The organism is Nocardioides luteus (assembly GCF_014648595.1).
Lineage (GTDB): Bacteria > Actinomycetota > Actinomycetes > Propionibacteriales > Nocardioidaceae > Nocardioides > Nocardioides luteus.
In genome coordinates this window covers 1-19,389 of the sequence record NZ_BMRK01000036.1, presented here as the reverse complement: position 1 = coordinate 19,389, position 19,389 = coordinate 1, and the positions used below count along the sequence as shown (strand labels likewise).

The 19,389-nt window shown below is 71.5% G+C and carries 14 protein-coding genes; 6 read left to right on the top strand and 8 right to left on the bottom strand.

Translation table 11 applies throughout. From position 1 onward, the window contains the following. Positions 1-435: 435 nt before the first annotated feature. From IEY81_RS23720 to IEY81_RS23685, 8 genes are all read right to left on the bottom strand, one after another. Positions 436-1,170 (bottom strand): SDR family oxidoreductase, encoded by a 735-nt coding sequence (locus tag IEY81_RS23720; protein ID WP_189120965.1) that lies wholly within the window; start codon positions 1,168-1,170, stop codon positions 436-438. Then, complete coding sequence (locus IEY81_RS23715) at positions 1,170-2,018, bottom strand: bifunctional allantoicase/(S)-ureidoglycine aminohydrolase (RefSeq protein ID WP_189120964.1); 849 nt, start codon at positions 2,016-2,018, stop codon at positions 1,170-1,172. Before IEY81_RS23715 ends, IEY81_RS23720 begins: the two co-directional genes overlap by 1 nt. Further along, positions 2,015-3,370 (bottom strand): allantoinase AllB, encoded by a 1,356-nt coding sequence (gene allB, locus IEY81_RS23710; protein WP_189120963.1) that lies wholly within the window; start codon positions 3,368-3,370, stop codon positions 2,015-2,017. The genes IEY81_RS23715 and allB overlap by 4 nt, the downstream gene beginning before the upstream one ends. Then, entirely contained in the window at positions 3,367-4,239 is an 873-nt protein-coding gene (locus IEY81_RS23705; RefSeq protein WP_189120962.1) for a fumarylacetoacetate hydrolase family protein, read from the bottom strand. The genes allB and IEY81_RS23705 overlap by 4 nt, the downstream gene beginning before the upstream one ends. A gap of 238 nt (positions 4,240-4,477) precedes the next feature. After that, positions 4,478-5,608 carry a glycerate kinase gene (locus IEY81_RS23700; protein ID WP_189120961.1) on the bottom strand — a complete coding sequence of 377 codons (1,131 nt, stop codon included), beginning with the start codon at positions 5,606-5,608 and terminating at the stop codon, positions 4,478-4,480. A gap of 12 nt (positions 5,609-5,620) precedes the next feature. After that, on the bottom strand, positions 5,621-7,396 hold the full coding sequence (gene gcl, locus IEY81_RS23695) for a glyoxylate carboligase (protein ID WP_189120960.1): 1,776 nt from the start codon (positions 7,394-7,396) through the stop codon (positions 5,621-5,623). A 1-nt stretch (position 7,397) separates the two neighbouring features. Further along, positions 7,398-8,279, bottom strand: coding sequence for a 2-hydroxy-3-oxopropionate reductase (locus IEY81_RS23690; RefSeq protein ID WP_189120959.1), 882 nt, complete (start codon positions 8,277-8,279; stop codon positions 7,398-7,400). A gap of 33 nt (positions 8,280-8,312) precedes the next feature. Then, on the bottom strand, positions 8,313-9,146 hold the full coding sequence (locus IEY81_RS23685; protein ID WP_189120958.1) for a hydroxypyruvate isomerase family protein: 834 nt from the start codon (positions 9,144-9,146) through the stop codon (positions 8,313-8,315). A 198-nt stretch (positions 9,147-9,344) separates the two neighbouring features. On the opposite strand from IEY81_RS23685, the gene IEY81_RS23680 reads away from it, so the two are divergent. The 6 genes from IEY81_RS23680 (at position 9,345) to IEY81_RS23655 (ending at position 19,192) form a co-directional block, all read left to right on the top strand. After that, the gene (locus tag IEY81_RS23680) at positions 9,345-10,859 is read left to right on the top strand and encodes a helix-turn-helix domain-containing protein (protein ID WP_189120957.1); all 1,515 of its coding nucleotides are present in this window, start codon (positions 9,345-9,347) and stop codon (positions 10,857-10,859) included. 300 nt (positions 10,860-11,159) lie between these two features. After that, positions 11,160-13,115 (top strand): 2-oxo-4-hydroxy-4-carboxy-5-ureidoimidazoline decarboxylase, encoded by a 1,956-nt coding sequence (uraD, locus tag IEY81_RS23675; RefSeq protein ID WP_189120956.1) that lies wholly within the window; start codon positions 11,160-11,162, stop codon positions 13,113-13,115. Next, on the top strand, positions 13,112-14,629 hold the full coding sequence (locus IEY81_RS23670) for a xanthine dehydrogenase small subunit (RefSeq protein WP_189120955.1): 1,518 nt from the start codon (positions 13,112-13,114) through the stop codon (positions 14,627-14,629). Before uraD ends, IEY81_RS23670 begins: the two co-directional genes overlap by 4 nt. After that, on the top strand, positions 14,626-17,049 hold the full coding sequence (xdhB, locus tag IEY81_RS23665) for a xanthine dehydrogenase molybdopterin binding subunit (protein ID WP_189120954.1): 2,424 nt from the start codon (positions 14,626-14,628) through the stop codon (positions 17,047-17,049). Before IEY81_RS23670 ends, xdhB begins: the two co-directional genes overlap by 4 nt. Then, a complete protein-coding gene (gene xdhC, locus IEY81_RS23660; RefSeq protein ID WP_189120953.1) occupies positions 17,037-17,882 on the top strand; it encodes a xanthine dehydrogenase accessory protein XdhC in 846 nt (281 codons plus the stop codon). The genes xdhB and xdhC overlap by 13 nt, the downstream gene beginning before the upstream one ends. Before the next feature lie 8 nt (positions 17,883-17,890). After that, positions 17,891-19,192: a guanine deaminase gene (locus IEY81_RS23655; protein ID WP_189120966.1), complete on the top strand. Its 1,302-nt coding sequence runs from the start codon at positions 17,891-17,893 to the stop codon at positions 19,190-19,192. Positions 19,193-19,389: the final 197 nt, after the last annotated feature.

The window sequence follows — 19,389 nt, the reverse complement described above, 5'->3', positions numbered from 1 at the left end:
GTTGCGGGTGGGGTGGTCTCGACAAGCTCGACCACCGGGGACTAGCTCCGGTGACCGAATCCCCCGCGGCCACACCCGGGCCGTCGCCCCGATAACCAGCCAGATCCTTTCTCGACGTGCCCCGGTGTCCAGGACCGCGAAGCGGCCGGCGAAGCCGGCGGCCGTAGGCCGTCCTTGACTCCGGGGCAGGTCGAGAAGACCCTCAGGAAAGGGTCGGCGGGCCACGGTCGGCTTCGGTGATCGTTTCCGGCAGGGAGGTCTCCACAGGCTCGACCACCGGTGAGCACCGTCGAGGGCTGGTGTTCCGAGTGGGGTGGTCTCGACAAGCTCGACCACCGGTGAACACCACCGGGGGTTGGTGTTACGGGTGGGGTGGTCTCGACAAGCTCGACCACCGGTGAACACGACAAGCTCGCCACCGGGTCGAGGTCCGAGCTAGCCGCGACCGAGGTATGGCATCCCGGTCGCTGCGATGGTCATCGTGGGCACGCTGACGCCGAGGGGGAGCTGGGCCATGGCGACGACTGCGTCGGCGACGTGCTGGGGGTCGAAGGTGGGCTCGGGGCGTATGGATCCGTCGGCCTGGCGGGCGCCGGTCGCGATGCCGGCGGTCATCTCGGTGGCGGCGTTGCCGATGTCGATCTGGCCGACGGCGATGTCGTGGGCGCGGCCGTCGAGGGCGAGCGAGCGAGTGAGGCCGGTGATGGCGTGCTTGGAGGTGGTGTAGGCGGCGCTGCCCGGGCGGGGGACGTGGGCGGAGATCGAGCCGTTGTTGATGATCCGGCCGCCTCGCGGGTCCTGCCGCTTCATCTGCGCGAACGCCTCGCGGGCGCACAGGAAGGAGCCGGTGACGTTGACCGCGAGCGTTGCCGCGAACTCCTCGACCGGGATCTCGTCAGGGTCCCCGCTCGGACCGAAGGTGCCGGCGTTGTTGACCAGCAGGTCGACGCGCCCCCACATCCCGACGACCGCGGCGAACGCCGCCTCCACATCACTGGTGGAGGCGACGTCGGTGGGCAGCACGAGGGACCGCGCCATCACCGACGCGGTCTCCTCGAGCGTGGCCTGGGTACGTCCGAGCAGGGCGACCTGGAAGCCGGCTCCGTCGAGCGCCTGGGCGATCACCCTGCCCAGGCCGGAGCCGGCGCCGGTGACGACCGCGACCGGCATCAGCCGAACTGCCGCGACAGGACAGCGTGGCGGTTGACGTCCTTGTAGAGCAGGTAGCGGAACCGGCCCGGTCCGCCGGCGTAGCAGGCCTGCGGGCAGAACGCGCGCAACCACATGAAGTCGCCCTCCTGCACCTCCACCCAGTCCTTGTTGAGCAGGTAGACGGCCTTGCCCTCCAGGACGTACAGCCCGTGCTCCATCACGTGCGTCTCCGGGAACGGGATCGCGCCGCCGGGCTCGAAGCTGACGATGTTGACGTGCATGTCGTGCCGTACGTCGTCGGGGTCGACGAAGCGCTGGGTCTTCCAGGCGCCGTCGGTGCCCGGCATCTCGCCGCCCTCGACGTCGGTCTCGTTGGTGACGAACGGCTCCGGCAGGTCGATGCCCTCTACCCGCTGGTAGGCCTTGCGGATCCAGTGGAAGCGGGCGACCTGGTCGCTGGTGTTGTGGAGGGTCCAGGTGCAGCCGGGCGGGAGGAAGGCGTAGCCGCCGGGGGCGAGCTCGTGCTTCTCCCCCTCGATCGAGAGCGTCAGCGCGCCCTCGACCACGAACAGGACCCCCTCCGCGCCGGCGTCGAGCTCGGGCTTGTCGCTGCCGCCACCGGGCGAGACCTCGACGATGTACTGCGAGAAGGTCTCCGCGAAGCCCGAGAGCGGCCGGGCGATCACCCACAGCCGGGTCTCGTCCCAGAACGGGAGCTTGCTGGTGACGATGTCACGCATCGTGCCCCGCGGGAGCACTGCGTACGCCTCGGTGAAGACCGCCCGGTCGGTGGTCAGCTCGCGCTGGGACGGGTGGCCGCCGGTCGGCGCGTAGTAGCGGCCGGAAGGGTTGTGTGCTGCGCTCATGGTCGGGCTCCTTCTCGGGTGAGCAGCCGGCCCTGGGGCGCGGCCTCGATGTCGATCTTCTCGCCACGCAGCCAGGTCTGGCGGACGACGCCGGCGAGGGTGCGGCCGTGGTAGGGCGTGACGGCGTTCTTGTGGTGGAGGCTTGCGGCATCGACCACGTAGGAGTCGTCGGGGGCGAAGACGCAGAGGTCGGCGTCGTGGCCGACCGCGATGCTCCCCTTGCGGGCGAGCCCGGCGTGGCGGGCGGTGGCCTGCGACATCCAACGGACCACATCGGCGAGCGCGAACCCGCGCTCCCGGGCCCCGGTCCAGACCGCCGACAGACCGAGCTGGAGCGAGGAGATGCCGCCCCAGGCGACGCCGAAATCGCCGGTGTCGAGGGCTTTCAGGTCGGGCGTGGAGGGCGAGTGATCGGTGACGACCATGTCGATGACGCCGTCGCGCAGGCCCTCCCAGAGTTGCTCGCGGTTGGCGCCCTCGCGGATCGGCGGGCAGCACTTGAACTGGGTGGCGCCGTCGGGGATCTCCTCGGCGGCGAAGGTCAGGTAGTGGGGGCAGGTCTCGGCGGTGACCCTCACCCCGTCGCGGCGCGCGGTGGCCAGCGTCGCGAGGACGTCGGCGCTGGAGACGTGCAGGATGTGGACGCGGCAGCCGGTCCGGCGGGACAGCTCGATCACCTTCTCGATCGCGAGGTTCTCCGCCTCGCGCGGGCGGCTGTTGAGGAACTTCTCGTACGTCCCACCGGCGGCCGCCGGGGCATGATCGATCGTGTGGGCGTCCTCGGCGTGCACGATCAGCAGGCCGTCGAAGGAGCCGATCTCGCGCATCACCGGCTTGAGCTCCTCGGCGTCGAGCGGGGGGAACTCGTCGACGCCCGAGTGGAGCAGGAAGCACTTGAACCCCGAGACGCCGGCCTCGTGCAGAGGCCGCAGGTCGGCGAGGTTGCCGGGGACGGCGCCTCCCCAGAAGCCGACGTCGACGAGGGCCTGACTCGCGGCGGTCTTGCGCTTGAGGTCGAGCGCCACGACGTCGCAGGTCGGCGGGATGCTGTTGAGGGGCATGTCGACGATCGTGGTGACGCCGCCGGCGGCCGCGGCACGGGTCGCGGAGGCGAACCCCTCCCACTCGGTGCGGCCGGGATCGTTGACGTGGACGTGTGCGTCGACGACGCCGGGCAGCAGCACCTCGTCGTCGGCGAGCTGGACCGTTCGGACGCCCGTCAGGTCGGCGGCGGTCGCGGACGTGTCGACCGCGACGATCTCACCGTCGCGGATGCCGACCGCTCCTGCCGTCTCGCCGTCCGGGGTCACCATGCGCGCGGCCCGGATGACGACATCGAGATCTCGACTCACACTCTCACCTCTGTCTCTTCGACTGCCACCACCCGGGTGCGCTGGCGACCGAGGCCGCTCACCTCGGCCTCGACCACGTGCCCCTCCCGCAGGAAGGGACGCGGCTCGGGCCGCAGCGCTGCCACTCCGCCCGGCGTCCCGGTCAGCACCAGATCACCGGGCTCGAGTGTCATCAGCGTACTGAGGAAGGCGAGGATCCCGCCGACGTCCAGCACCATTCGTGCGGTGGTCCCCCGCTGGCGCCGCTCGCCGTCGACCCAGAGCTCAAGGTCGAGCGCCTGCGGGTCGCCGACCGTGTCGGGCGGGACCAGCCACGGGCCGACCGGCGTGAACGTGTCGGCGCACTTCCCCTTCGCCCAGGTCGGGCCGGCCGCGATCCGCGAGCGCTCGCTGACGTCGTCGACGGTGAGGTAGCCGCCGACCGCGGCGAGTGCCGTACGCGGGTCCCGGCAGCGGCTCAGCCGGCGCCCGATCACCACACCCAGCTCGACCTCGTAGTCGGTGGTCGTCGATCCCGGTGGCAGCTCGATCGCGTCGTAGGGGCCCACGATCGAGGTGGAGGGCTTGAGGAAGACGACCGGCTCGTCGGGGATCTCGGCGCCGGCCTCCTCGGCGTGGTCCTCGTAGTTGAGCCCGACCCCGACGATCTTCCCCGGCCGCGCTGTCGGCGGGCCGATCCTGACGCCGTCGGGGACCACCGGGAGGCGGCCCGAGGCGATCGCGTCCCGGATCGTCGCGAGGCGGCCGGGGTCGCCGAGCAGGTCGCCGTCGATCACGGTGACGATGGCCGACAGGTCGCGCGCTACGTCCTGGTCGTCGAGGGCCGCGGGGCGCTCCGCGCCCGGTGGTCCCACACTCAGCAGTCTCATGTCGTTGCCTCCTCGGATGTCGACCGAGTCACCTCGGTCTCGATGCACTTCCCTCGCGGAACTCCACGAAGGAAGTGGGCGCTCACCGAGTTACCTCGGTGAGCATTCCGCGAGCCGCGTGTCGTTGCCTCCTCGGATGCTGACCGAGTCACCTCGGTCTCGATGCACTCCCCTCGCGGAACTCCACGAAGGAAGTGCGCGCGCACCGAGTTACCTCGGTGAGCATTCCGCCGCTCGCTCATGCGTCCTCCTTGGTGAGATGGTCGGCAGCGATCCGCTCGGCGATCTGCTCGAGCAGGGCGGCGCCCTCGCTCAGGCAGCGTCGCAGATCGGGCTCGATGTCGGTGAGTGCGTACGCAGCCTCGAACCCGGCCGCGCGCAGCCGGTCGTCGTCGAGGTGGTTGACCCCGCAGACCGCCACGACCGGGACGCCCGCGCGTGCGGCCGCGGCGGCGACGCCGGTCGGCGCCTTGCCGTTGAGGGTCTGCTCGTCGAGCGCACCCTCGCCGGTGACGACGAGGTGGGCGCCGTCCAGGCCGGCCGCGAAGTCGACCAGGTCGAGCACGAGCTCGATGCCCGATCGCAGCTCCGCGCCCAGCAGGGCGAGCGCCGCGAAGCCGACACCGCCGGCCGCGCCGGCGCCGGGATGGTCACAGAGATCGGTCCCGGTGAACGACGCCACCAGCGATGCCCAGCGCCCGAGCGCGGCGTCCAGCCGTCGGACCTGGTCCGCGTCGGCACCCTTCTGCGGGCCGTAGACCGCGGCCGCGCCGCTGGGACCGGTGAGCGGGTTGTCGACATCGCACGCGACGGTGACCGTGACCCCTTCGAGGCGCCGCCGCAGCTCGCTGACCTCGATGCGGGCGACGTCCTCGAGCCCGGCTCCACCTGGACTCGCCGGGTCACCGGCGGCGGTGAACAGCGTGGCGCCGAGCCCGCAGAGCAGACCCGCTCCGCCGTCGGTGCTGGCGCTACCCCCGACCCCGAGCACGATCCGGCGACAGCCCGCGTCGATCGCGGCCGCCACCGCCTGCCCGGTCCCGAGGCTGGAGGCCCGGAGCGGGTCCGGCGCCCCCGGCAGCCGAGCCAGCCCGGAGGCGTCGGCGAGCTCGACGACCGCGACCTCGTCGCGACGGGCATACGCCGTCCGTACCGGCTCACCGGTCGGCCCTGCCACGGTGACCGGCACGAGCTCGAACCCGGCGGATTCGGCAGCGGCGAGGGTGCCGTCGCCGCCGTCGGCCACCGGGACGGTGTCGACGATGACGTCGGGGTCGGCCCGGCGCATCCCGGCGCTCACCGCCGCCGCGACCTGGGCAGCGGTGAGCGATCCCTTGAACTTGTCGGAGGCGACCAGCACGCGAGCCATCTGGACGTGCCCTCAGTCCAGCGGGACGAGCGCGGTCGGGGCGTGCTCACCACGCTCGGCCAGCTCTTCGAACTCGACGACGTTGTCGATCTCGAGGCCCATCGAGACGTTGGTGACCCGCTCGAGGATGACCTCGACCAGGACCGGCACCCGGTATTCGGCCATCAGCGCCTTGGCCTTCTCAAAGGCGGCTCCGAGGTCGGCGGGGTCGGTGACGCGTACGGCCTTGCAGCCCAGGCCCTCGGCGACCTTGAGGTGGTCGACGCCGTAGCCCTCGACCTCAGGACTGTTGACGTTGTCGAAGGCGAGCTGCACGCAGTAGTCCATCTCGAAGCCGCGCTGCGCCTGCCGGATCAGGCCGAGGTAGGAGTTGTTCACGACGACGTGGATGTAGGGGATGTTGAACTGGGCGCCGACGGCCAGCTCCTCGATCAGGAACTGGAAGTCGTAGTCGCCCGAGAGCGCGACCACCTGCTCGTGGGGAACGGCGGTCGCGACCCCCAGCGCTGCCGGCAGCGTCCACCCGAGAGGACCCGCCTGACCTGCGTTGATCCAGTGGCGCGGCTGGTAGACGTGCAGCAGCTGCGCGGCCTGGATCTGGGACAGGCCGATCGTGGTGACGTAGCGGGTGCCCGGTCCGAACGCGCGGTTCATCTCCTCGTAGACCCGCTGCGGCTTGATCGGGATGTTGTCGAAGTGGGTCTTGCGCTGCAGCGTCCGCTTGCGACCGGCGCACTCCTCGGCCCAGGACGTACGGTCCGGGATCCGGCCGGCTGCCGCCCGCTCCTTCGCGACCTCGACGAGCACCTCCAAGGCGGCACGGGCGTCGGAGACGATCGAGTAGTCCGGGGCGAAGACCCGGCCGATCTGGGTCGGCTCGATGTCGATGTGCACGAACGTACGTCCCCGGGTGTAGGTCTCGACCGAGCCGGTGTGGCGGTTGGCCCAGCGGTTGCCGATGCCGAGGACGAAGTCGCTGGCCAGCATGGTCGCGTTGCCGTAGCGGTGGGAGGTCTGCAGGCCGACCATGCCGGCGTTGAGCCGGTGGTCGTCGGGGATCGTGCCCCAGCCCATCAGCGTCGGGACGACCGGGATGCCGGTGACCTCGGCGAGCTCGACGAGCAGGTCGGCGGCGTCGGCGTTGATCACGCCGCCGCCCGCGACGATCAGCGGGCGCTCGGAGTCGAGCATCATGCTCAGCGCCTTCTCGGCCTGGGCACGGCTGGCCGCCGGGCGGGCGACGGGCAGCGGTTCGTACGTCTCGATGTCGAAGTCGATCTCGGCCTGCTGGACGTCGAGCGGCAGGTCGACGAGGACCGGCCCGGGGCGTCCCTCGCGCATCAGGCGGAAAGCTTTCTGGAAGGTGCCGGGGACCTGCGCGGGTTCCATGACGGTGACCGCCATCTTGGTCAGCGGTCCCGCCACGGCGGCGATGTCGACCGCCTGGAATTCCTCCTTGTGGAGCTTCGCGACCGGCGCCTGGCCGGTGATGCAGAGGATCGGGATCGAGTCGGCGGAGGCGGAGTAGAGACCGGTGAGCATGTCGGTGCCGGCCGGGCCGGAGGTGCCGATGCAGACCCCGATGTTGCCGGCCGCGGCACGGGTGTAGCCCTCGGCCATGTGGGAGGCCGCCTCGACGTGGCGAGCGAGCACGTGGTGGAGTCCGCCGTGCGTGCGCATCGCGCTGTAGAAGGGGTTGATCGCGGCGCCCGGCAGTCCGAACAGCTGGGTCGCACCCTCCTTCTCCAGGATCAGGACCGCCGCGTCGACGGCGCGCATGCGGGCCATGTCAGCTCTCCTTCCCAGAGAGCCGCTCGACCCCGCGAAGCAAGGACGAGTGGTCCAGCCCGCCGTCGCCGTTGGCGCGCGCGCTGGCCACCAGCTGCGCGACCAGCGAACCGAGCGGGACCACGACGCCGGCCTCGCGGGCGGCGGCGGTGACGATGCCCATGTCCTTGTGGTGCAGGTCGATCCGGAAGCCGGGCTGGAAGGAGCGGGTCAGCATGTTCTCCTTCTTCTGGTCGAGCACGGCCGAGCCGGCCAGACCGCCGCCGAGGACCTCCAGGGCGGCCTTGGTGTCCACGCCGTACGCCTCGAGGAAGACGACCGCCTCCGAGAGCGCCTGGATGTTGGCGGCGACGATGAGCTGGTTGGCGGCCTTGACCGTCTGGCCGGCACCGCTCGGGCCGACGTGGACGATCGTCTTGCCGACCGCGTCGAAGAGGGGCTTCGCGGCGGCGAAGTCGTCGGCCGCACCACCGACCATGATCGAGAGCGCGGCGTTCTTGGCACCGGCCTCGCCACCGGAGACCGGGGCGTCGAGGATGCGGAACCCACGCTCGGTGGCCTGCTCCGCGAGCGCGGCGCTCACGTCGGGCCGGATGCTGGAGAAGTCGATGATCAGCGCGCCGGCGGGTGCGCTCTCGAAGACCCCGCCTTCCGCGGTGAGGACCTCCTCGACGTGCGGCGAGTCGGGGACCATGACGCAGACGACGTCGGCGTCGCGGCAGGCGTCGGCGGTCGACTCGGCGGCGCGGCCGCCCGCCTCGACGAGAGGCTTCGCGCGCTCGATGCTGTGGTCGTAGCCGGCGACGGTGTGTCCGGCGGCGGCCAGGTGGGCGGCCATCGGGCTGCCCATGATGCCGAGGCCGATGAAGGCGATGTTGCTCATGATGATCTCTCCTACGGGGACGTCAGCGGTGTGTCAGCGGGTGGGGGTCGCGGCGCTGCGACGCTCTCGGGGCAGCCAGCCGAAGCTCTCGGCGGTGCCTTGGGTCGGGCCCGTGGCGGGCTTGTACTCCAGCCCCACCCAGCCGGCGTACCCGGCTGCTTCGAGGGCGGTGAGCTGGCGCTCGAGCGGGAGCTCGCCGGTGCCGGGCTCGTTGCGGCCCGGGGCATCGGCGATCTGGACGTGCGCGATGCGGGCGGCGTACGCAGCGATCACCGCGTCGACGTCGTCGCCGTTCACGGCGAGGTGGTAGAGGTCGGCGAGCAGGCCGATGTTGGCCTCCCCGGCTCGGTCGATCGCGGCGATGGCGTCCGCGGCGGTCAGCAGCGGGTAGCGGTCGGCGCCGCTGACCGGCTCGACCAGGACGGTGCCGCCGATGCGGGCCGCTGCCCGGGCGGCCAGCGCGAGGTTCTCGGCGCCGAGCTCGTCCTGGGCCTCGGCCTCGACGCCGTCGAGGCGGTTGCCGTAGAGCGCGTTGAAGGCGGTGCAGCCGAGGCGCTCGCCGATGCCGATCGTGACGTCGATGTTGTCACGGAACTCGGCGGACCGCGCCGGCCACGAGACCAGGCCGCGGTCACCTCCCGGCATGTCGCCGGCGAAGAAGTTGAGGCCGACGAGCTGCACGCCCGCGTCCTGCACGGCGGTGACGAAGCCGTCCACGTCCTTGTCGGACGGCACCGCCTCGGCGAAGGGCCACCAGAACTCCACCGCGTCGAAGCCGGCGGCCTTCACCGCAGCCGGTCGCTCGAGCAGCGGGAGCTCGGTGAACAGGATCGAGCAGTTCACCTCGTAGCGGAGCTGGTGGGACATCCTCACCATTCCTTCCGTAATGCGGAATTTGATTTCTGACATTCGAAATATAAGGATGTGGCCGGAGTCACGTCAACCCCGTCTCGAACTCGTCCCCAAAGTGGTGAAGAAACGACAACGGGCCTCCTGCGTACGTGCGCAGGCGTTGTACGTTCCTCCAAGAGACCGCGTGGAGGCACCGTGCTACTGGCAGAGCTGATGGAGACACCCAGCCTGGGTCTGCGGCTCCTGCATGCCCCCGAGGGCGCGCTCGAGCGTCCCGTCGGACGCACCATCACGATCGATCTGCTCGAGCCGGGCCGCTATCTCAACGGCGGCGAGCTGGTGCTGACCGGGTTGGTCTGGCGGCGGAGCCCGGAGGACAGCGAGACGTTCGTGTCCTCGATCGCGGACGGCGGCGCAGCCTGCCTGCTGGCCGGGGCGGCGCTGCTGGGAGCCGTCCCCGACGACCTCGTCGAGGCCTGCCGCCGTCACCAGGTCGCCCTGGTCTCGGTCCCCGGCGACGTGGCCTTCGCCGACGTGACCGAGCACGTCGCAGCCGCGGGCGCGGCCGGCGAGAGCGCCCGGATGTCGGCCAGCCTGGCCCGCCAGCGCCAGCTGCTCTCCGCCATCGCCTCCGGCCGCAGCCTCGACGAGCTCGCCGCGCGGGTGGCCACCGAGATCGGCCACGCGTGCCGGGTGCTCACCGCGAGCGGGCGTCACGTCGTACCGGGTCCCGGCGAGCTCGACCCGGAGACGGTCGACGCGCTGACCCGTCGCTTCCTGACCGCCGACCTGCTGCCCGCCGTGGCCGAGGTCGACGACCATCGCTACTCGCTGTTCCCCGTCGGCTCCGGCCTGGCCGACCGGGTCACCGGGTGGACCGTGGTGGTCGAGGGCGACCACACCACCTGGCCGCGGGAGGACCTCGACATGGTCCACGAGTTCGGCGCGATCACGGCGCTCGACCGGTCCCGCCGCGACGAAGGGCTGCGTGTCCGAAGGCCGCTCGCGGCCGCGACCCTCGCCCACCTGGAGGCCGGCGCGTCGCCGGCCGAGATCGCCACCGGGCTGCGCCAGTCAGGCCTGGATCCAGACCGTCCGCTCGTCCTCGCCGTGGCGGAGCTCGGCCCCGGCGGCCCGCCCGACGCGGTCGCCGCCGTGCTCGAGGACGTCGCCCTCGGCCTGGGCCCGTCGGTGGTCGCCAACGCGCGTGACGGCTGCGCGGTCGCGTTCCTCCCCTCCCGGCCCGATGTCACCGAGCAGCTGCGCCGCTCGCTCAGCCGGCTCGCGCCGGCACTGGTCCGGGGCTCGCTGTCGGTCGGGCTGAGCGGCGAGAGCGGCATCGAGGCGCTGGCCGGCGCCCTGGAGGAGGCGCGCTTCGCCCACCGGGTCGCCCGCTCCGGCGGTGGTGCGGTGGCACTGTCGAGCTCGGAGGAGGTCACCTCCCACGTGCTCCTGCTCGCCACCGTCCCCGACGACATCCGCCGCACCTACGCCCAGCGCGTCCTCGGCCCCGTCCTCGAGCACGACCAGCGCACCGGGAGCGATCTGGTGCCGACGCTCGAGCGCTTCCTGACGTACGCCGGCTCCTGGACCCGCACCGCGGAGTCGCTCCACCTCCACGTCAACAGCGTGCGCTACCGCATCTCGCGGGTCGAGGAGCTCACCGGCCGCGACCTCACCACGATGGAGGACCGGGTCGACGTCTTCCTCGCGCTCCGCTCGCTCTGAGCGGCGCCGCGCGGTCGACTCGTCGCATGTAACACGTCGTTCGTAGGACTACTCGCCCTATCTGATAGGGCGAATAGTCCTACGAACAGCGTGTTACAGGTGATCTCGCCCGCCCCGAGACGCTCTCGCAACCACCTCGAAACCCTGCGTACGCCGATCTGGAGGATCACACAACGCACCGATCCACGCGGATCCCATCTTCGGATGATCGGCGGGTGCCGCTCGGGGCCGCGAAAGTCCAGGCTGTGGGGTAAGTCACAGCTCACCTGCCCCCAGGACGCCCCCGAGAAAGGTGTGAGGATGAACGCGAGAGCAGCCCTGAGGTCGTTACGGCCTCAGAAGAAGGACGGTGCCGGCCCCACTCATCCCGTCGACGAGGTGCTCCCGGCGGGCAAGCTCGCCGTCTACGGCCTCCAGCACGTGCTCGCGTTCTACGCCGGTGCGGTGATCGTGCCGATCCTGCTCGCCAACTCGATCGGGCTGAGCCAGACCGAGCTGATCCACCTGATCAACGCCGACCTGTTCACCTGCGGCATCGCCTCGATCATCCAGTCGGTCGGCTTCTGGAAGGTGGGCGTACGCCTCCCGCTGCTCCAGGGCGTCACCTTCACCGCCGTCTCGCCGATGATCGCGATCGGCATGGCGGCCGGTGGCGGCACCGAAGGCCTGCTCGTCATCTACGGCGCCGTGATCGTCGCCGGTCTGGCGACCTTCTTCATCGCCCCCTACTTCAGCCGGCTGATCCGGTTCTTCCCTCCGGTCGTGACCGGCTCGGTGATCACGATCATCGGCATCGCGCTCCTGCCCGTCGCGGCGGCGGACGCCACCGGTGGTGCCGGGCCGACCTCCGACCCGACGAGCGGCCGCAACCTGGCGTACGCGCTGGGCACCCTGGCCCTGATCGTGGTCATCCAGCGGGTCTTCAAGGGCTTCATGGCCACCGTCGCCGTGCTCGTCGGCCTGGTCGTCGGCACCCTGGTCGCGTGGGCGCTCGGGGACGCCCACTTCGACGCGGTGGCCGGCTCCGACTGGGTCGGCGTCACCACGCCGTTCCACTTCGGCTGGCCACAGTTCTCCGCCGCCGCGATCGTCTCAATGATCGTCGTCATGCTGATCACCGCGGTCGAGACCACCGGTGACGTCTTCGCGACCGGCGAGATCGTCGAGAAGCGCATCGGCCGCGACGACATCGCCCGCGCCCTGCGCGCCGACGGCCTGGCCACCACCTTCGGCGGCGTCTTCAACTCCTTCCCCTACACCTGCTTCGCCGAGAACGTCGGCCTCGTCCGGCTGACCCGGGTCAAGAGCCGCTGGGTCGTCGCCGCCGCCGGCGCGATCATGGTGCTCATCGGGCTGCTGCCCAAGGTCGGCGCGATCGTCGCCGGCATCCCTCACCCGGTCCTCGGCGGGGCCGCGCTGGCGATGTTCGCGACCGTCGCGGTCGTCGGGTTCCAGACGCTGAGCAAGGTCGACTTCCACGACCACCGCAACGTGGTGATCGTGGCGACCAGCGTCGGTCTGGCGATGTACGTCACCGCGCAGCCCGACGTCGCCCAGGCCGTCCCGGGGTGGGCCGAGATCATCTTCGGCAGCGGCATCACCCTCGGCAGCCTGACCGCGATCCTGCTGAACGTCCTGTTCCACCACGTCGGCCCCGACTGGGGCCCGGCCGTCGCCGGTCAGCCCGGCGAGGGCGTACGTCTCGACCAGGTCAACGAGATGGGCCGCGCGGAGTTCGTGGAGACCTTCGACGGTCTCTTCCAGGGCCCGCGCTGGATGGTCGAACGGGCCTGGGAGCAGCGTCCGTTCGCCGACACCCACGCCCTGCGCCGAGCCTTCCAGGACGCCCTCTTCGGCGGTTCGGTCGAGGAGCAGCGCGAGCTCATCGAGGCCTACCCCGAGCTCGGCTCGCGGCTGGTCTCGGAGGGGATGGTCGGCGAGGAGTCGCTGCGCGACCAGTCCTCTCGCGGGCTGACCCACCTGGCCGAGCCGGACCAGGAGGCGCTGGCCTCGCTCACCGACGCCTATCACGAGCGGTTCGGCTTCCCGCTGGTCATCTCCGTACGCGACGCCGACTCGCTCGACAAGATCCTCGCCGAGGGCCGCTCGCGGCTGGGCAACTGCGAGCGCCAGGAGCACGCCGCGGCGCTGATCGAGATCGCCAAGATCGCCGGCCACCGCTTCGACGACTTCCTGCGTGACGCCAACCCCATCCACAGCGCCCGTACCCGCAACCCGATCCGGAGCCAGTCATGACCGCGCCTGCAGTTCCCAGCGCCCCGAGCGTCCCCTGCGCCCCCTGTGTCACCGTCAACGGCGACCAGGTTCCCCTGGACGGCGTGGCCGCCCACACCACCACCCTCGACTGGCTGCGCGACCGCGGTCTGACCGGCGCCAAGGAGGGCTGCGCCGAGGGCGAGTGCGGCGCCTGCTCCGTGCTGGTCGCCCGACCCGGCGTCGAGACCGAGACCGAGTGGACCGCCGTCAACGCCTGCCTCGTCCCGGTCGCCGCGCTCGACGGCCAGGAGGTCGTCACCAGCGAGGGGCTCGGCACGAGCAGCGACCTCCACCCCGTCCAGCAGGAGCTCGCGGTGCGCGGTGGGTCGCAGTGCGGCTACTGCACGCCGGGCTTCGTGTGCAGCCTCGCGGCGGAGTTCTACCGGGCGGGGCGGGTGTCGACCGGTGACGAGGTCTCGTCAGGCTCGACCGCCGATGAGCACCACTGCGGGGTCGACATGCACGCGCTGAGCGGCAACCTGTGCCGCTGCACCGGCTACCGCCCGATCCGCGACGCCGCCTACGCGCTGGGCGCACCGGCCGACGACGACACCTTCGCCGCCCGCCGCCAGGCACCGCCGCCGGCGCCGCGACCGACGAGGCTGGCGGTCGACGGGGCCGAGTACGTACGCCCGGCGACGCTCGCGGAGACCCTGGCCCTGCTCACCGAGCGCCCGGAGGCACAGGTCGTCGCCGGCTCGACCGACTGGGGCGTGGAGGTCAACATCCGCGGCCGCCGCGCACCGCTCGTGGTGGCCGTCGACCGGCTCCCCGAGCTGCGCGAGCTCCGCATCGAGGACGACGTCATCGAGCTCGGCGCCGCGCTCACCCTGACCGAGATCGAGCGGCGCCTGGACGGCCGGGTCCCGCTTCTGGCCGAGCTCTTCCCGCAGTTCGCCTCGCGGCTGATCCGCAACAGCGCGACGATCGGCGGCAACATCGGCACCGCGTCCCCGATCGGCGACGCCCCGCCGGCCCTGCTCGCGCTCGACGCCGAGGTCGTGCTGGCCTCGCCGCGGGGCGAGCGGGTGCTCCCGCTGGCGGACTACTTCACCGGCTACCGCGAGACGGTCCGGGCCGCCGACGAGCTGATCCGCAGCGTACGGATCCCGTTGCCCCTCGCACCCCTTGTCGCCTTCCACAAGATCGCCAAGCGCCGCTTCGACGACATCTCCAGCGTGGCCGTCGGCTTCGCGCTCGAGGTCGCCGACGGCACCGTCACCCGGGCGCGGATCGGTCTCGGTGGCGTCGCCGCCACCCCGATCCGGGCCGTCGCCACCGAGGACGCCCTGGTCGGCCGCCCCTGGACCGAGGAGTCCGTACGCCGCGCCGCGGCCGTCCTCGCCACCGAAGGCACTCCGATGGACGACCACCGCGCCAGCGCGTCCTACCGCTCGGCGATGCTGGGCCAGTCGCTGCTGCGCCTGTTCTGGTCTCGACAAGCTCGGGGCCACTGCGTTCAGACCCCGAAGAAGCAGGAGGTCTCCGCATGAGCGCCCTGTCCGAACGCCCCGAGAACCCGACCGTCGGGATCCCGCTGCCCCACGAGAGCGCCGCGCTGCACGTCACCGGCGAGGCCCTCTACACCGACGACCTGGTCGGCCGGCTCACCGGCGTGCTGCACGCCTGGCCGGTCCAGGCCCCGCACGCCCACGCCCGGATCACCGCGCTGCGGACCGAACCGGCCCACGACGTACCCGGTGTCGTGCGGGTGCTCACCGCCGACGACGTCCCCGGCATCAACGACGCCGGCGTCAAGCACGACGAACCGCTCTTCCCCAGCGAGGTCATGTTCCACGGTCACGCGGTGTGCTGGGTGCTCGGCGAGACCCAGGAGGCCGCCCGGCTGGGTGCGGCCGCGGTCGAGGTCGACTACGAGCCGCTGCCCGCGCTGGTGACCGTGCCGGAGGCGATCGCCGCGGAGAGCTTCCAGGGCACCCCGCGCAACCTCGCCCGCGGTGACGCCGCCGCTGCGCTCGAGAAGGCTGCCCACGTCTTCGAGGGTGAGTTCGAGTTCGCAGGTCAGGAGCACTTCTATCTGGAGACCCACGTCTCGCTGGCGCTGGTCGACGAGGGCGGGCAGGTGCTCGTCCACAGCTCGACCCAGCACCCGTCGGAGACCCAGGAGATCGTCGCTCACGTGCTCGGGGTGCCGAGCCACGAGGTCACCGTGCAGTGCCTGCGGATGGGCGGTGCGTTCGGCGGCAAGGAGATGCAGCCGCACGGTTACGCCGCGATCGCCGCGCTCGGCGCCACCCTCACCGGCCGCCCGGTGCGGCTGCGGCTCAACCGCACCCAGGACATCACCATGTCCGGCAAGCGCCACGGCTTCCACAGCACCTGGCGGGTGGGCTTCGACGACGACGGGCACATCCTCGCCCTCGACGCCACCCTGACCGCCGACGGCGGCTGGAGCCTCGACCTCTCCGAGCCGGTGCTGGCCCGCGCGCTGTGTCACATCGACAACGCCTACTGGGTGCCCGACATCCGTGTGGACGGCCGGGTAGCCCGCACCAACAAGACCTCGCAGACCGCCTTCCGCGGCTTCGGCGGTCCGCAGGGCATGCTCGTGATGGAGGACATCCTCGGTCGGTGTGCGCCGCTGCTGGGCATCGACCCGCTCGAGCTGCGCCGCCGCAACTTCTACCAGCAGGGCCAGACCACGCCCTACGGCCAGCCCGTACGCCAGGCCGACCGCCTCGCCGCCTGCTGGGACCAGGTCGCGGCCTCTGGCGAGGTGGCGCAGCGCCGGGCCGAGATCGCGGAGTTCAACCGGCAGCACCCGCACACCAAGCGCGGCCTGGCGATGACGCCGGTGAAGTTCGGCATCTCGTTCAACCTCACCGCCTTCAACCAGGCCGGCGCGCTCGTCCACGTCTACAAGGACGGCTCGGTGCTGATCAACCACGGCGGCACCGAGATGGGCCAGGGCCTGCACACCAAGATGCTCCAGGTCGCGGCCACGGCGCTCGGGCTGCCGTTGTCCCGGGTCCGGTTGGCGCCGACTCGCACCGACAAGGTGCCCAACACCTCGGCGACCGCGGCGAGCTCCGGCGCCGACCTCAACGGCGCGGCGATCAAGAACGCGTGCGAGCAGATCCGCGAACGGCTCGCTCAGGTCGCCGGCGGTCTGCTCGGGGTGAGCCCCCGCGACGTACGAATCGAAGACGGAGTCGTCCACGGCCTCTCCCCCGCCTCCGGGTCGGTGGGCTGGAACGAGCTGGTCAACACCGCCTACCACCAGCGGGTGCAGCTGTGGGCCTCCGGCTTCTATCGCACCGACGGACTCCACTGGGATGCCAACGCGATGCAGGGCGAGCCGTTCAAGTACTTCGCCAACGGGGTCGCGGCCGCCGAGGTCGAGGTCGACGGCTTCACCGGCGCCTACACGCTCCGCCGCGTCGACATCGTCCACGACGTCGGCGACAGCCTGAGCCCGCTCATCGACATCGGTCAGATCGAGGGCGGCTTCGTACAGGGCGCCGGCTGGCTGACGCTCGAAGACCTGCGCTGGGACACCTCCGACGGCCCCAACCGCGGCCGGCTGGCAACGCAGGCGGCGAGCACCTACAAGCTGCCGAGCTTCTCCGAGATGCCCGAGGACTTCCGGGTGAAGCTGCTCGAGAAGGCTCATGAGGAGGGTGCCGTCTACGGCTCGAAGGCCGTCGGCGAACCGCCGCTGATGCTCGCCTTCTCGGTGCGCGAGGCGCTGCGCGAGGCCGCCGCCGCCTTCGGCCCGGCGGGCACCAGCGTCGACCTCGCCTCGCCCGCCACGCCGGAGGCCGTCTACTGGGCGCTCGACGCCGCGCGTACGCCACGGGCCACCGAGCCCGCGGCCGGCGACACCGCCGCCGAACCCGCCATGGCCGGCGGTCCGCGCGGATCCGAGGAGGCGACGACATGGAGTGGCTGAAAGCCGTCCAGCGGCTGCGCGAGCAGCGGGTCCCCGGCGTACTCGTCACCCTGACGTCCGTACGCGGCCACTCGCCGCGCGAGGCCGGGGCGAAGATGGTCGTCTCGGCCGAGCGCACCTGGGCCACGGTCGGTGGCGGCAACCTCGAGGCGGTCGCCATCGAGCGCGCCCGGGCGATGCTCGGCGAGGACGGCGCGGTGCCGGAGACGCTGAAGGTCTCGCTCTCCGACAAGGCGCCCTACCAGCACGGCGTCCAGTGCTGTGGTGGCGAGGTCGAGCTGCTGCTCGAGCCGCTGCCCGTCGTACCGTCCGTGGCCATCTTCGGGATGGGTCACGTCGGGGTCGAGCTGGCGCGCATCCTGGCCCGCCACGACCTCGAGCTGCACCTGGTCGACTCACGCTCCGCCCAGCTCGAGCCCGAACAGCTGCGCGGGCTCGAGGACGCCGTCGCTGGCATCCATGTGCACGAGGTGCCGGTGCTGCCCGAACTGGTCATCGGCGAGCTCCCGGCGGGCACCCACGTACTGATCATGACCCACGACCATGCCGAGGACGCCGCCCTGTGCGACGCCTCGATCCGAGCCGAACACCTGGCGTCGATCGGGCTGATCGGCTCGAGCGCCAAGTGGACCCGTTTCCGGTCCAAGCTCGCCGACGAGGGCCATGCGCCCGAGGCGATCGCCCGCATCACCACCCCCATCGGGCTCCCTGATCTCGGCGGCAAGGAGCCCGCCACGATCGCTGTCAGCGTCGCCGCGGACCTGCTGTCCCGGTGGTCGAGCTTGTCGAGACCCCCGAAGCGATCCACCGACTCCCCGAGCAACCCAAGGTGAACTCCACGATGACGCTCTACCGAGGAACCTTCCTCGACACTCCCTCCGACCCGTTCTCCGGCGGCACGCTCCGCACCGAGCAGGACGGAGCGCTGCTCGTACGCGACGGCGTGATCCGCGCCCGCGGCGGCTACGCCGACCTGCGCCGCGAGCATCCTGAGGAGGAGCTCGTCGACCTCACCGGCGGCTTCGTACTGCCCGGTTTCGTCGACACCCACGTGCACTTCCCGCAGGTACGCGTCATCGGCGGCCTCGGCATGCCGCTGCTCGACTGGCTCGACCAGTGCGCACTCCCCGAGGAGGCCCGTCTGGCCGACCCGGCCTACGCCGAAGGGGTCGCCACCGACTTCGTCAGCGGCCTCGTCGGCGCCGGCACGACCACCGCCCTGGTCTTCGGCAGCCACTTCGCGCCCGCCGTCGACACCGTCTTCGCCGAGGCTGCCCGCGTCGGCCTGCGGATCACCAGCGGACTCGTCGTCAGCGACCGCCTCATCCGCGAGGACCTCTTCACCGACCCCGACCGCGCCCGCGAGGAGTCGCTCGCGCTGGCATCCCGCTGGCACGGCGTCGGCCGCGCCCGCTACGCGGTGACGCCCCGCTTCTCGTTGTCGTGCAGCGAGCGGCTGCTCGAGGCCTGCGGCGATGTGCTGCGTACCGTGCCGGGTGCCATGCTCACCTCCCACGTCAACGAGAACACCCGAGAGATCGTGACCGTCGAGGAGCTCTGCGGCTGCGACTACGTGACCAGCTACGACCGCCACGGCCTCGTCGGCCCCAGCACGGTCCTGGCCCACAACGTCCACCCCACCGACCCCGAGCTGGCGCTGCTGGCATCCCGCGGCGCAGCAGTCGCCCACTGCCCGTCGAGCAACGCCGCCCTGGGCAGCGGCCTCTTCCCCCTGGCCCGCCACCGAGCCCACGGCGTACGCGTCGCCATGGGCTCCGACGTAGGCGCCGGCACCGGCTTCTCCCTGCTCAAAGAGGGCCTGCAGGCGTACGTAGCCCAGCAGCTCCTGGCCGACCAAGGCCACCCCCTCACCCCCGCCCACCTCCTCCACCTGGCCACCCGAGCCGGCGCCGAGGCACTGGGCCTGGGCGACGAGGTAGGCGACTTCACCATCGGCCGCCGCTTCGACGCCCAATGGATCAAACCCGCCCCCAACACTCCCCTCGATGTAGGCCTAGCCCACGCCACCGACCCCACCGACGCCCTAGCCCGCACCTTCGCCCTAGGCAACCCCGCCGACGTCCACAGCGTCTGGATCGAAGGCGACCTGGTCCGCGAGACCAAGCCGGCCCTAGTCGGCTGAGTCCCCGGTGGTCGAGCCTGTCGAGACCCAAACCCCCGATGGTCGAGCCTGTCGAGACCACCTCGTGAGCGCACCTCGCCAAACGACTGTTCTTTCGTTTCAACGTTCACCGCCGACCCGATGTCTGCGTGGACCCCTCGCCCCCGCTGGTCGAGCCGCCGGAGCCGCTAGGTGTACCCGGTCAATACGTTGGTCAC